The sequence below is a fragment of the Halospina denitrificans genome (genome assembly GCF_004364635.1).
Lineage (GTDB): Bacteria > Pseudomonadota > Gammaproteobacteria > Pseudomonadales > Oleiphilaceae > Halospina > Halospina denitrificans.
The window spans coordinates 576,864-591,051 of the sequence record NZ_SOAX01000001.1 but is presented as its reverse complement, the minus strand read 5'-3'; the positions used below and the strand labels follow the sequence as shown (position 1 = coordinate 591,051).

The window sequence follows — 14,188 nt, the reverse complement described above, 5'->3', positions numbered from 1 at the left end:
CGTTACCTCGATTCGAGAAAGGACCGATAGAACTCAGCGGTCCGCCAGGGGTGTTCCATCATCGGAAGATGCCCCGTGTCCTCCATCACCCGGTGCTCGCCCTCCGGCAGATGCTTTTCCAGCACCTGTACGCCGGAGGCGTGAAAGATCCTGTCCTGGTCGCCCCACAGCGTCAGCACCGGCACATTCTGCGCTTTCAGCACATCAAGGTGATGCTGCATATAGAACGGATCATCCTGCTGTTGGCGCCAGAGTCGTTTATTGCTTTCGGCGCGGCTTACCGCGTGCTCGGAAAAATGCTGGTACAGCGGATAGGGAACGTAGGGCACATCCACAAAGAGGAAATCCATCATGGCATCGAATTCCTCATGGCTTTCAGCGATCAGGGGAGCCTCCTCGCCACTGGCCAGGCGACGCTCCATCTCGCTCTGGGTGGGCGAATCAATGCCATGGGGTGCGCCGATGAATGCCAGTGACTGGATCTGCTCGGGATACTCAAGCGCATAACGGGCGGCAATGCCCCCGCCCATGGAATTCCCCGCAAGATGTACCCTGCCCTGACCCAACGTCTCCAGAAAGGCACGAAGCCGCTGCACCTGATCCCCGTAATGGTAGCTCGCCTCCGGCAGACGCGTGCTTTCACCGAAGCCGGGAATATCCGGGATGATCAGGTGGTAATCCTCACTCAGGGGACGGGCAAATTCGACCCAGTGGTCCTTCTCGGCAAAGATGCCGTGCAGCAGCACCAGCGTCTCGGCGCCACTGCCGCCCTCAAGATAGTGGATGGTGTGATCGCCCACCTCGACCTGATGGGCGGACAGATCCGACAACGCGCGGTTGGCCTGAACCAGTGGCTGCACAAACAGCCCGGGCGTAAGCCAGTACAACGCCACCAGGAGCGCCAGCGGCAGAAATACTGCCAACAATCCAATCCGTTTCCTGGACATCGTTTCCCTCAACCTGTGCCTGAATCACTGAATCGCAGGACACCAGCATACCCATGACGAGCGCGCGCACAACAGACGTGTTCCAGGCATTTCCTTTACCACGCAGCGGGAACGGGGTGAACTGCCCGGGCACGCCCCCCTATTGGGGAACCCTGTAGTGGCGGAAGCAGTCCCTGCCGGCGTCCTTCGCCTCATAGAGCGCCTCGTCCGCACGGAGAAGCAGGTTGTCCGGCGCCTCATCCGGACTCGGAACCATGGCGGCAATGCCCTGGCTCACCCTCAGCTGTTCGGTGCTCCGCCCGACCGGAAAGGGATGCCTGGAGAGGGTTTTCCGGATGCGCCTCGCGATGGTCTCGGCACCCCTGGCATTCGTGGACGGCAGTACAACAACAAATTCCTCGCCCCCGTATCGGACAACCACATCGGGAGTGCGGTAAATGCAGCCGAGAAGATGGCGTGCGAGAAAACGCAGGGCCTCATCCCCCACCGCGTGACCGTAATTGTCGTTGAACAACTTGAAATGATCGATATCCAGCATGATCACTGAGATCGAGTACCGCCCCCTCAGGGCCCGGTTCCATTCGGCCCTGAGATAGTCATCCAGATAACGCCGGTTATAGGTGCCGGTAAGGGGATCCAGTGACGACAGCTGTTGCAGCTGAGAGTTCGCTTCCTCCAGCTCGATGGTGCGCTCCTGAACCCGCTGTTCAAGCCGGGTGGTCGCCTCCAGCTGCGCCTGCTCGTTTTCGTCTCTGAGCACCTTGATCCGGTAGGCCAGCGCGAGCGACAACAGGACCAGCTGCAGCAATGAGCCGATTTGCTGGCCGTTCTCGGTCACCGCGTTCCTCGGAATCATTCCGAATTTATTCAGAACCATCAGGGCCGTCCCCAGAAGAACCGCCGCAAATGCAATGCTGTAATGTGCTGCGGGTTTATACCCGTGATACCAGATATAGAGTCCCGTCACCTGCGCCAGTAACGCACAAACGAAGGCAAGCCCCGCCGCCATGCGAATAATCTGCCCATAGGGTATGAAAAACGACAACAGCGTCAGCGCCGCGCCCAATACGACGATAGCGCGCAGAATCCGGGAAAGATTGCGCGAATACTGTTCGACGCCGAGAAAGACCAGCGCAAACCAGGCGGCGGACAGTGACGCCGTGGCAATCAGGGTTCCTGTCAGCGTATCCTGGAGCCAGGGTGACTGCGGCCATACAAACTGATAACCAAAGCCATGGAGGCTCAACTGGAAACCGCCGATGGACAGCACGAAGACGACGTAAGCAAGGTAGGCCCTGTCCCGGATCGACATCATGATGAACAGATTATAAAGCACCATCACGGCCACAATTCCGAAGTACATCGCGTGGGCCGTGAGACGGGTCTGCTCGCTCTGGACCAGAGCCTCGTGACTCGTGACGCTCAAAGGCATCTGCACGGCGCTTGAGGACTCAACCCTCACATAGACGCGCGCCGATTCGTTGTCGGCCAGGGATAGAGGGAACAGGAAGTTGCGATGGGGAAAAGGCCTCTGATCAAAGGGCAACTGGTCCCCCGTGGCGTAATGCGTGGTTACTTCCCCCTGCCTGACCACGAACAGATCCACGTAATCCAGAAGCGGATAACCCAACTCGAGAAGCCAGCTTTCACGTGCCTCCGAACCACCACGAAGATCGGCCCTGAACCAGTAAGTCTCCCTGGCGAAACCAAAGTTGGCAGCACCATCGCTCAGGGGACGCCAGTCCTCGTTCCGGGTCGCGCGAACCGAATCGATATCAAGCTCCGAACCCGGATCAACGAGGTACTGGAAATCACCGCCAATGCTGTAAGGCAAAGAATCCGCTTCCAGCACAATCGGATCAGAGGGCGACGCATCAGCATTCACCGCGCTGGCCCAGCAGACAGCCAGCAGCAGTGCCAGCACAGGTAGAGCCCTGTTAATCATCACCCTGGTAATGCAGAACATGAAACGCCCATTGCTCCACCCGTCAAATCCGCATAATAATTATGTGACCTACATCACACAGATTAGACGATAGCAGCGTGACTTGCTCACTGCCTTTGGCTCAGGTAACGGCAGCCCGGGCCGCATGGAGCTTCTTGTAGCTCTCAAGAAGTCGCTGATGCTTTTCCAGGCCTTCCAGCTGCATGTTCGTCGGAGTCAGGCCGTGGAAGCGGACGGCACCATTCACCGAGCCGACCGCTGCCTCCATGGTCTCCTCGCCGAACATGCGCCTGAGGTTGTACTGGTAGTCCTCCAGTGCCAACTCATCATCAAGCGTGATTTCCAGCACCGCCTGAACCGCACGGAAGAACAGGTTGCGGGTGACATGATTGTCGTTGAACTGAAGGAGGGTTTCGACCTGCTCCAGCGCTTCGTCGTACTCCTGCAGCGCCAGCTGGATCAACAGCTTGAGCTCCAGCACCGTAAGCTCGCCCCAGACGGACTGTTCGTCGAACATGACGCCGATCAGGGTGCTGATGCCCGTGTAGCTATCAATGTCACTGTCATCCAGACGCTCAACCAGTGACCGCAACTGTTCATCGCTCAACCGGTGCAGATTCAGGATGTCTTCCCGGAAATCCAGCGCCATGTTGGTGTTGTCCCAGACCAGGTCCTCCACCGGGTAGATCTCGGAATAATCGGGCACGAGAATCCGGCACGCCGGCGCGCCCAGCTCCTCGTACATGGCCACGTACACCTCCTTGCCCAGGTCCCGGAGGATGCCAAAGAGGCAATCGGCTTCCGCCTCGTTGGTGCCGGAGAAATCCCACTCGCGGAACTCGTAATCCGAGCGGGCACTGAAGAAGCGCCAGGACACCACACCCGTGGAATCGATGAAGTGTTCCACGAAGTTGTTGGGCTCAGTCACGGCCAGGGAATTGAAGGTCGGCAGCGGCAGATCGTTCAGGCCTTCCAGGCTGCGGCCCTGCAGCAGTTCGGTCAGGCTGCGTTCCAGGGCCACTTCGAAGGTTGGGTGCGCGCCGAAAGACGCGAAGACGCCGCACGTCTGGGGGTTCATCAGCGTGACGCAGGCCACCGGATACCGGCCGCCCAGCGAGGCATCCTTGACCAGAACCGGGAAGCCCTGGGCCTCCAGCGCCTCGATGCCTTCCTGGATGTGGGGGTACTTTGCCAGCACATCCGGCGGGATATCCGGCAGGGCTATTTCCCCCTCAATGATCTCCTTCTTCACCGCCCGCTCAAAGATCTCGGACAGGCACTGCACCTGCGCCTCCTGCCGGGTATTGCCCGCGCTCATGCCATTACTGAGAAACAGGTTCTCGACCAGGTTCGAGGGGAAATACACCACCTCGCCGTCCGAGTGACGCACGTAGGGCAGCGCCACGATCCCCCGGTCACGACGACCCGAATTGGTATCGATCAGGTGGGAGCCGCGCAGCTCACCGTCCGGATCATAGATGGCCCGGCAGTGCTCATCCAGGAGGCCTTCCGGCAGCCCGTCGTCCGGCCCCGGCTGGAACCAGCGTTCGTTCGGGTAGTGCACAAAGTCACTGTTGGCGATCTCCTCGCCCCAGAAGAAATCGTTGTAGAAGAAGTTGCAGTTGAGCCGTTCAATGAACTCGCCCAACGCCGAGCACAGGGCACTCTCCTTGGTCGCCCCCTTGCCGTTGGTAAAGCACATGGGCGAGGCCGCATCACGCAGGTGCAGCGACCACACATGGGGCACGATGTTGCGCCAGGAGGCCACTTCAATCTGCATGCCCAGTGCCTCAAGAATGCCGGTCATGTTGGAAATGGTGTCCTCCAGCGGCAGGTCCTTGCCCGGAATCCGGGTTCTGGTGCCGTCCGGCTGGATCGTCAGCAGCGCCTGGGCGTCCTCATCCAGGTTCTCCACGGCTTCGATCTCAAAGGTCGGGTCGTTCTGCACCACCCGCTTGACCGTGCATCGTTCGGCAGAGCGCAGAATGCCCTTGCGGTCCTTCTCGGACAGATCCTCCGGCAACTCAACCTGGATCCTGAAGATATGGTTGTAGCGGTTTTCCGGATCGACGATGTTGTTCTGGGACAGGCGGATCTTCTCGGTCGGAATGTCCCGGGCCAGGCAGTACACCCGAATGAAATGGGCCGCACACAACGCCGAGGACGCCAGGAAGTAATCAAAGGGACCGGGCGCGGAACCATCGCCCTTATAACGGATGGGCTGATCGGAAATGACGCTGAAATCGTCAAATTTCGCTTCCAGTCGGCGATTCTCGAGGAAGTTAACCTTGATTTCCATGAACGATACCGGATTGATGACTGCAACAGGAGGCGGGGACGCCCTCTGGCGCAATAGGGTAACAATTATTGGGGGTGTCGGGGTGAGATCATGACGATGAACTCACTGACTCAGCTTATCCCTGATCTGCTGCCTGAACCACTGGTGCGCGGGATCCTGGTCCAGCACTTTCGGCCAGATGGCATAGATGGGGAGCTCTCCCACGTCCATGGGAAACGGAAGAACCTGCAGACCCAGCAAGGGAGCAAAGCGTTGGGCTAACCGGAGCGGGACCGTGGCAATCAGGTCGCTGTCGCTCGCGACAAACAACAGGTTGGTCAGCTGGGTCACCTGAGCACCAACCCATCGCTCCCAGACAGGATGGCCCAGGTATTTCTCCAGCGGCAGAACCCGCCGCTCGCGTTCCGGCAGAACCACATGCTCCGCCTTCATATAGTCCAGGGGTGTGAGCTTCCCATCAATCCGGGGATGGCCGGAACGGGCAACAACCACGGGCTTCTCCACCCCGATGACTTCCGTTTTCAGGCGGGGGTCCTCGACGCTCACCGAATCAAATGCGATATCGGCTTCCGTATTGACCAGCGTCCTGACCCAATCGCTTTCAAGGGACAGGACCCGGATGGACATGCCCTCACCAAACTGGCGCATGGTCGTGATCAACGGCCCCAGGGCCAGGGCATCAAAATAGTCCGGCGCCATCACCCGGAACTGGCGCTCGCTTGCGGCGGGATCAAAGGGCTGGCGGGAATCCAGGGCCCCGGTGAGAATACCCAGCCCCTCGGCGACGGACTCGTACAGCCTGCGCGCCTCCGGCGTGGGAGAAAGCCCGGCCCGGGAGCGGCTGAACAGGTCCGCGCCAACGGTCAGGCGCAGGCGCTTGAGGGCGGAACTGACCGCCGGCTGACTCATGCCGAGGCGTTCGGCGGCGCGGGAGAGCTGCCCTTCTTCCATGACGGCCACGAATACAGGGAGCAGATTCAGGTCCACGGATCGCAGGTTCAGCTTCATGGTTCTACCGGGGCGGTGACTGTGCCAAAAAGACTAGCACAGTCCCGTGCCCTCAGTTCCCGGCCACGGGCTCCACTTCCGGGTCAAAGAGGTTCAGGAAGCGGCCGAACCCGAGGCGCCCACCTTTCACATACTCAAAGTCGAGCATCACGCTCTGGATACCGCCCCGCTGCTCGGCCAGTAGCTGCTTGAACGCCAGGCTGTCGACGCGCACGTGAATATCGGCATCAGGGTCCTTCCCCTCCAGCAGCTCCGTCACGCCGTTGCGGACAACCAGGGTGTAGGCCTCGTCAGGATCGCTGAACTCAAAGGTCACCCGTTTGTGCACATCCAGGGCCGCCTCCGCATCCAGGGCCACCGACATTCCCCGGAAAAACTGCTCCAGCGGAATGGACTCAAGCATGTTGTCCGTGGGCTCAACCAGTCGGTTGGGAACCGTCAAGTCACCCGCCAGCTCGCCGGCTTCCGTCAGGTAGTAATGGCGCGCATTGGGATTGGATTCCTCGGCGGCGAGCGCCCTGAGTGAGGCCACCCGCGCTTGCCGGCCAATGTCGTTACCCGGCTCCACACGCAACAGATAGTCCGTCAGCTCAAGGACCCACTGATGGTCCTCGGCTTCCGCCGCCTTCTCTACTTCCTTTTCCAGGGCCTGAACGCCACCGATCAGATCCGTCATGCGCCTGGCTTTCTCGGCCGGTGGCGTGGGGTGAAGGTTGGTGGTGTTGCTGTCGAACCACCCCAGAAGCCCGCTGTAGATGGCACGCGCGCTCCATTCGGGTTTGCCGTAGAACGGCTGAAGATAGGGGGATTCCGCCAGGTGCGGGGGCAGCTCAATGCGGGCGGCGATCTCGTCGGGGGTCAGGCCGGCGTTCATCATGCGCACGGTCTGGTCGTAGACGTAACGGATGCCGTCCCGGTAATCCGTCAGTACGGAGTGGATATGGTCCTGGCCTGAAAGCGGACGGCCATGGCTTGGCACCATATACTGTGGCTTCAGCTCACGCATCCGGTCCAGGCTGTCCGCCCACTGGGTCGGGTCGCGGTAGCTGGTGCCCCGGATGGTGTAGAGGTTGGGAAACGCCTTGTAGATGTTGTCCCCCGGCAACAGAACCTCCTTTTCCGGCAGCCAGACCAGGATCTGGTCGTCGGTCTCTCCAGGCGCGTGCTCCAGGACCACGCGCACCCCGGCAACCTCGACTTCCAGGCGGTCATCGAAGGTCCGCGTCGGCCGGATCATCTGGACGGTGCTGTCTTCATGGGTATCCACGAAGGCGCCGATGCCAACATTGGTGCGGTCCTCGTCGCGCAACTGGTTGCCGAACATGAACATGGAGCGGCGGGTTATGATCGGCTGCAGCTCACTGGAGATCTTATCCGCCTGGTCCTGAAGGCTCTCATGGGCGAGCACCTCCACGTCATCGTCGGCGTCCACAAAGGCGCCGGCCCCCAGGATGTGGTCGGGATGGGAGTGTGTGTAGACGATCGCCTCAACCGGCTTGTCGCTGATCTCGCGGAAGCGCTCGGCAATCCGCTCAGCCGCTTCCATGGATTCCATGGTATCCACGATGATCAGGCCGTCATCGCCCTCGATCATGATCGAGTTGGCAATGCCGAACCCGACCGCCACATAGACCCCGTCGGTTACCTCGATCACATCCTCTTCGAATTCCTCGGAATGGTCATGCAAGGCATCAACGGCGGGCGCGGATGCGGTATCACGGCCGGAATCACCGGGCGCACAGCCGGCCAGAATCAACAGGGCACTCAACAGCAGTACGAATCGGGTCATGAAACCTCCTCTATGACGGATCCGGAGATTCTTCTTTAAAACCCGTTATTCGTCCAATCGATATTCTGTAATTGAAATATTTACGGCATGAAAGTTGATGCCCAGGGGGAGGTCAGAGGGCACCCTGCCAGTCCCGGACAACATCGATCTGGAACACATGCTCATCCAGCCGGAAGACCACGCCCGCAGCAGTAATTTCCCGGATGACCAATCCGCCAAGCCGATCGCCCTCACCCAGATACTGGTTATTGATCATCACCCGCCGGGAGGAGGGCTTGGAGGAATAGAGGTGGGCATTGAACGTCATCTCCGGAACGCGCCGCTGAACGGATCTGGGCATGGCGTTGATGTTCGGCACCTCCTCCTTTTCATCCTGCTCTTCCTGGACCACGTCCTCCCTGGGCGGGGTATCCGATGAATCGCTTCGCGACGGCTCTGCGGATGTTGCCGGAGCCTGCTTCGAAGGGCTGTCCTCGGCGATTACCGGAGCGGGTGTTTCAGGTGTCCCGGATGCTTCGGCTTTTTCCGGCGACTCGGCTTCGTCCCGCACCGACGGCTCCGCAGCGGTACTGGCCGTTTCCCGTTCAACAGATTGCTGCCTCTGCACCACGGCAGCGGGTTGCCCGGAATCGTTGGCCGCCTCGTCCGCAGCGGATTCGGGCCACATCACGTAGCCAATCACAAAGGCGTTGGCCATCAGCACCAGGACCAGGAGGTAGGGCCAGATTTCGCGCTGTTTGCGCGGCGTGGACTCAAAGGGCACACGATGGGCAAACTCGGGGCGATCCAAACTGGAGCGCTCGGCCTCGGACTTCTTCAGTGCATCCAGAATATAGGACATTGGAGAGCCTCAACCAGATGACGTGTCAGAGAGTGGAGAAGGTCCGGCAAGCGTCGGAACCGAACGCCCCAGGTAATGATTGAGGCGGATGATCGTGAGCGGACCGACCACCCCATCCGTCCTCAGGCCCTCCCGGCGCTGGAAAGCCGCAATCCGTGATTCAAGGTCATCACCGGAGGACCCCAACTCCACGGACAGCGCCTTCTCGGCTTCGCCCAGGGCCCTGCGCAGCCAGTCATCCCGGTCGCCGGGGCCACCGGGTTCAACAACCCGGGACTCCCACGGCGGCACACGCCAGAGCAGCGAGTAATCCCCGAACCAGACCGCCTCAATGGCCTCCCGGGAATGCCACTGCAACTCGTCACCAACCTTCAGGCGGGCCCTGTCCTGTTCCAGGGCCAGCAAGGCCACGGACACGGTCTCCCCCTGCTTATTGATCAGCTCCAGCACGGCCGGCAGGTCGAGTACCGCCAGACTGTTCCAGTTGCCCTTGCGGTGAAGGCACTCCAGCCCACGCGTCTCACCATAGTCACAGGCCGGCTCATCCTCGCTACTGCGGTACTCATGACCCCAGACATCGAACAGGGCCTCAAAGGCCTGGCCGCGTGAGGCATCGGGCGTCAGCGAATCAAGGGGTAACCGAGATTCCGCCGCCGTCGATTCAGACTCCTCGAGCAACGGAATCGTAGGCACCCGATCCACTGGGCCAGAGGCAACACTCGGCGTTTCTTCAACCGTACCCCCCGTCATGTTCAGTACCAGCATCCCCGCGGTCAGGGTCAGCAGAAACACGCCAAGCCCCAGGCCGAGCTTCGGCTTTTTGCTCAGGAAAAGGCCCGGGCCAAATCGACCGGCGGCACCGCCACCCTGAACTTCGCGCGCCGCACGGCGCACCGTGGCAGCGTCAACCGTCACTGAATTGCGGGTATAGGCGCCAAGCAGGCTGCGGTCGCAGATCAGGTTGATCAGCCTGGGGATGCCGTGACTGCGCCGGTAAACGGCCGCCATTGCACGCCTGCTGAAAATCGCCCCCCGCTGGCCCGCCACGGACAGGCGATAGGCAATATAGTCGAAGGTTTCCTGACGACCCAGCCGGGCCAGGTGATAGCGGGCCGTAATACGCTGGGACAGCTGGCGAAGGCGGGGACTGTCCAGCATGGTCGCCAGTTCAGGCTGCCCCAGGAGGGCGATCTGCACCAGTTTCTTTTCCGACGTCTCCAGATTGGTCAGCAGACGCACCTGCTCCAGAACCTCCACGGACAGGTTCTGGGCTTCATCAATCACCACCAGCGTGTGCCGGCCCTCCGCATGGGCCTTCAGGAGATAATCGTTGAGCTGGTTGATCATCGCCATGACCGAGTGCCCCCTCATCTCGGGCAACCCCAGTTCACGGCAGATGGTGGCCAGAAGCTCCCGGGCACTGACTTTCGGATTGAGCACCAGCGCAATATCCACGTGATCCGGAATTTCCTCCAGAAAGCGCCGGCACAGGGTGGTTTTGCCGGTCCCCACTTCCCCCGTCAGAACCACAAATCCGCCCTGCCCCGAAACGCCATACAGCAGATGGGCCAGCGCTTCCTTATGGCGCTCACTGAGATAGAGGTACCTGGGATCGGGCGCGATGGTGAAGGGCGCGTCTCGGAACCCGAAGAAATCGTTATACATGGCGCTCTACGGACAATCGATCAACGGATCAGGGAAAGCGACAAGATAACGCAGGAATCGCCGGATGTCGTCCGGGTCGATCACAGGATTCGTCAGGTTGCTGCTCAGGGCAGCATCGTGGCCGGTACATAGCCGCCGGCCACAAACAGAGCAATCGTGAGCACAATCAGAAGAATGCAGAAGGTATACACCACGCACATCTGCTTCTCACAGCGCTCAATCAGGGTGCGGTGACGGCACCGGACGAGCGCCGCCACCTCATCCCTGATCTCGTTACCCTCCTCCTCCAGCTTCCACAGGTGCGAGGCGATTTTCGATGTACCCTCTACGACGTCCGGCCCCAGTGGAAAGAGAACGGCCGTTTCCAGGTCAGCGTAAGCGGCACGCGCCCCGGGGAATGCCAGAAAGCGGGTAAGTCCGATCCTGCCGTGACTGGATGACCAGTCAACCAGTCGCCTCAGGGCATGCCCCATCACCAGCGCCAGTCCCAGCAGGACAACAACAGTGATCGCGAACGGCCAGACGTATTGGCGGAACAGCGCCACGGGAGAGGGAATCTGAATCTGGAAGGTTTCGGGCAGGGGAATGAACCCCTGCATTACCAGGACCTGGTAGATGCCATAGATTACGAGAAAGAGTACCGATACCCAGGCCAGGTAGATGGCCACCCGCTTCAGTTTCAGGGCGTGGGTTGTCTCCCTGTCCAGGTTGAGACTGGCATAGAATTCAAGCAGCCGGCAGGCCCGGTCCTGATTCGGATCCGCTGCAATCCTGTCGAGAATCCGGCGGGGCAGCGTCCCAGGTTTCAACCGCGCGCCATAGAAAGCGGTGTCCGGGTCAGCCTCAACCGCCCTGATCCGCCCCGCCAGCGACTCGCCGGGCCGCAGGGGTGCAAGGGATCGACGGCAGATATGATGGAAGCGTTCCCATACCATGGTGTATTCCTTTACGTAACGGTCCAGTGTCTATCTCAAAGCTCCACACCGAAATGACCAAGTATGACCACCACCAGCCAATAACTGAGAGCGGTCGCTCCAATCGACAATGCCATGCTGAGGAAAAAATTCACACCCTGGGTAAGCAGCACCGGCAACGCGATGAACAGAACCAGTGACGGCAGAACCAGCCAGAAGATACTGACGGAGAGGTCACTGATCCTGCCGATATCGCCAGTCTCCACATAGATCCACAATATCGCCAGCACGGATGTGAGCGGCACGGAGGCGAGCACCGCGCCTATGAACGAGCTGCGTTTGGCAACTTCTGAAATCAGAACGACGAGTAGAACGGTAACGGCCAGTTTGGTGATGTAGTAAGCCAATGGTTCGTGCTCCTTCATGAATGTGCCGAATCAAGCCATAGGTTTCCACACCTAGGGCAGAAACTGAAACCCATTCCCGGGAAATCCGGATACTGGCCGGTTATCAGCCAGACTTCTTTGGTGCGGAACAGGTGATCCTGACCAGTGCCTCCAGCAAAACAGCGCTGGGGCTGGCCTTCATGCTCAACCATCAGCGCGAGAGCCGAGGCCAACCAAAGGTCCTGACCGCCCTGACCTCCCCCGGCAACGTCGAGTTTGTGCGCGGGCTGGGCTATTACGACCGGGTGGTGGCCTACGACGAGCTGGAAACGCTGGATGCGGGCGAGGCGAGCGTATCCGTAGATTTCGCCGGCAACGGCCAAGTGCTTTCCCGGCTGCACGAACACTTCCAGGACCAGCTGAAGTTCAGCTCACTGGTGGGCGCCTCCCACTGGGACCAGCGTGGTGGCAGTAAAGGGCTGCCCGGCCCGAAGCCGGAGCTGTTCTTTGCGCCGAAGTACTGGGAACAGGCCGCCGGGGAATATGGCACGGCCGGGCTCATGCAGCGTTTTGCAGCCCTCTGGGCACCACTGGTGGCTTCCATGGAGGGTTGGATGACGATCAACGAAGCACGAGGGGCGGAGAACGTGGCCAAAGCGTATGAGGATACGCTGGAGGGGCGCGTCAGTCCCGACCAGGGATTGATTCTGACGCTTCAGTGATTCCGTGAGGATTCAGTATCCGGGGAGTGCTGCCCATACCGTCTGAGCAGCTCCCGGAAGATCCGGTTGTTCCAGTCCTGGACGATCACCTGCGACCTGAAAAGGGCCCAGAAAAATCGTGCCGCATCCCCCCTCGACAACGTGAACCACCTTGTATTCGGTAAAGCGCGACTCGGCCATACGTGTCCCTTCTCTGGCTGATTCTTGAGGCGCCTCCACAGCTTGAGCTTAGCAGGGCAGGAGAAAAGTGCCTGTGCCAGGCTGCATCCGGACTTTCCTGTCCGTCCTCAACTGTGCGCCGTTACCGCAACGCCAGTGCAACTTGTCACAGATTCGACAAACCAGGAACCATGCCGGTGTTCCTTCGGCAGGCAGGAAGCTAGCATGCGCACCTGCGCACAGGCCTTGGACCACAATCCATGCCTTTGCGGTGTCGCCAACGCGGCGAAAGGACTCATAAACAGGCACCGGGTGTTACGCAGTCACCCTACGCCTGAATCAGGGAAACGGTAACTCGGAACACCTCAACATGACTGCGGATATTCTCGCCAAAACAATCTCTCCCCTGTCCGGCTTCCTCGGAAAGGAGCAAAAACAACACAGGGCAAGCAGCTCTAACCCCTTCCTCGCGGAGGAGCACGGGGAGGATTGGGAGCTGAAGGCATCGGATGCGCTCAGGGAAGAAATCCTGTCTTCCTACATACCCGTTTCCGACTGGGAATTGGCCAGGATTTTCGGGAACTACGACAAGGACGATAGCTTTTCTGAGTCCGTGGAAACTGAAACCATCCCCCTGGTGCATGAAACTGATGGGATTCCTATCGTCCAAACCGGCACCCAGGAGCCGGAAACGAGAATTGCCAGCGCCGCGCCTGCCAGGGAAAAGAGCCTGGGTATCTTTTCCGATTCACGCATCTATTCGGCCATGATCCAGCATGAACTGAAACGCCATGACGTGACCATCAAGCATTTCCATCATCCCGCCAGTTTCCGGCCGGAACGGTTTGATTTCTTCGATAGCATCGATGCCTGGATGGTATTTCTTTCAGATGACTATGAAGGCGATTTCCTGGAACAATTCCTTGAGCGGTATGACGATAAACCCACGCTCTTCCTCTTCGAAAAATGCCAGCGGCGGAGAACAGCCCGCAATATTGACCAGTTCCTGACGGAGAACACGCTGACCAAGGGTAGCCATTTGGCCTGAGGAGCGCTGTGCAGAAAGTCCTTGCTTACTATTCCCTGCGGTCCAGATTCGAGAGATGCCACAGCCTGGTGCTTGCCGCCTGCATGCTGCCCATGGTTGCACAGGCCGGCGTGGAGCTGACCCCTTTTGCCGGATACCGGCTGGGCGGGGATTTTGAGGTCCGCAGTGCCGGCGCCAGCACCACGGAGGATCTGACGTTCGACGACACCCACAGCCTGGGCCTGGCCCTGAACGTGGATCTGGCGGAGACGGGCAAACAGGCGGAACTCTACGTCGCCCGCCAGGAAACCCGGGTCCATTCCTCCGAGCCCATTTTCACCCCCACGGCTAGTGCCCTGGATGTGGTTATCTATCAGTTGCAGTTCGGGGGCCTGTATTTTCCCGAAGGGGGGACGACCGGCGCGTTTGTGTCCGGCGTGGCGGGCCTGACCCGGCTGGAGCCCAAACCGGATGGCCTCAGAAACC

The 14,188-nt window shown here is 59.9% G+C and carries 11 protein-coding genes and 1 pseudogene; 3 read left to right on the top strand and 9 right to left on the bottom strand.

The window, feature by feature from the left end:
* Positions 1 to 2 precede the first annotated feature (2 nt).
* The 9 genes from DES49_RS02805 to DES49_RS02765 form a co-directional block, all read right to left on the bottom strand.
* On the bottom strand, positions 3 to 923 hold the full coding sequence (locus DES49_RS02805) for an alpha/beta fold hydrolase (protein WP_243864838.1): 921 nt from the start codon (positions 921 to 923) through the stop codon (positions 3 to 5).
* Between the two features lie 163 nt (positions 924 to 1,086).
* The gene (locus tag DES49_RS02800) at positions 1,087 to 2,913 is read right to left on the bottom strand and encodes a diguanylate cyclase (protein WP_133734841.1); all 1,827 of its coding nucleotides are present in this window, start codon (positions 2,911 to 2,913) and stop codon (positions 1,087 to 1,089) included.
* 100 nt (positions 2,914 to 3,013) lie between these two features.
* Positions 3,014 to 5,191, bottom strand: a complete 2,178-nt coding sequence (locus DES49_RS02795) for an OsmC domain/YcaO domain-containing protein (RefSeq protein ID WP_133734840.1) — start codon at positions 5,189 to 5,191, stop codon at positions 3,014 to 3,016.
* 102 nt (positions 5,192 to 5,293) lie between these two features.
* Positions 5,294 to 6,199 (bottom strand): LysR family transcriptional regulator, encoded by a 906-nt coding sequence (locus DES49_RS02790; RefSeq protein ID WP_133734839.1) that lies wholly within the window; start codon positions 6,197 to 6,199, stop codon positions 5,294 to 5,296.
* Between the two features lie 52 nt (positions 6,200 to 6,251).
* Complete coding sequence (locus DES49_RS02785; RefSeq protein WP_133734838.1) at positions 6,252 to 7,988, bottom strand: alkyl sulfatase dimerization domain-containing protein; 1,737 nt, start codon at positions 7,986 to 7,988, stop codon at positions 6,252 to 6,254.
* Between the two features lie 112 nt (positions 7,989 to 8,100).
* Positions 8,101 to 8,829, bottom strand: a complete 729-nt coding sequence (locus tag DES49_RS02780; RefSeq protein ID WP_133734837.1) for a general secretion pathway protein GspB — start codon at positions 8,827 to 8,829, stop codon at positions 8,101 to 8,103.
* A gap of 9 nt (positions 8,830 to 8,838) precedes the next feature.
* Complete coding sequence (locus DES49_RS02775; protein ID WP_133734836.1) at positions 8,839 to 10,494, bottom strand: ExeA family protein; 1,656 nt, start codon at positions 10,492 to 10,494, stop codon at positions 8,839 to 8,841.
* A 104-nt stretch (positions 10,495 to 10,598) separates the two neighbouring features.
* Positions 10,599 to 11,429 (bottom strand): hypothetical protein, encoded by an 831-nt coding sequence (locus DES49_RS02770; RefSeq protein ID WP_133734835.1) that lies wholly within the window; start codon positions 11,427 to 11,429, stop codon positions 10,599 to 10,601.
* Between the two features lie 35 nt (positions 11,430 to 11,464).
* On the bottom strand, positions 11,465 to 11,815 hold the full coding sequence (locus DES49_RS02765; protein ID WP_133735037.1) for a DUF3147 family protein: 351 nt from the start codon (positions 11,813 to 11,815) through the stop codon (positions 11,465 to 11,467).
* Between the two features lie 83 nt (positions 11,816 to 11,898).
* Here DES49_RS02765 and DES49_RS02760 point away from each other — a divergent pair, with 83 nt between their 5' ends.
* From DES49_RS02760 to DES49_RS15460, 3 genes and pseudogenes are all read left to right on the top strand, one after another.
* On the top strand, positions 11,899 to 12,516 hold the full coding sequence (locus DES49_RS02760) for a DUF2855 family protein (protein WP_133734834.1): 618 nt from the start codon (positions 11,899 to 11,901) through the stop codon (positions 12,514 to 12,516).
* Positions 12,517 to 13,045: 529 nt separating this feature from the next.
* On the top strand, positions 13,046 to 13,723 hold the full coding sequence (locus tag DES49_RS02755) for a hypothetical protein (RefSeq protein ID WP_133734833.1): 678 nt from the start codon (positions 13,046 to 13,048) through the stop codon (positions 13,721 to 13,723).
* An 8-nt stretch (positions 13,724 to 13,731) separates the two neighbouring features.
* Positions 13,732 to 14,188 (top strand): annotated as a pseudogene (locus DES49_RS15460) (hypothetical protein); the annotation flags it as partial.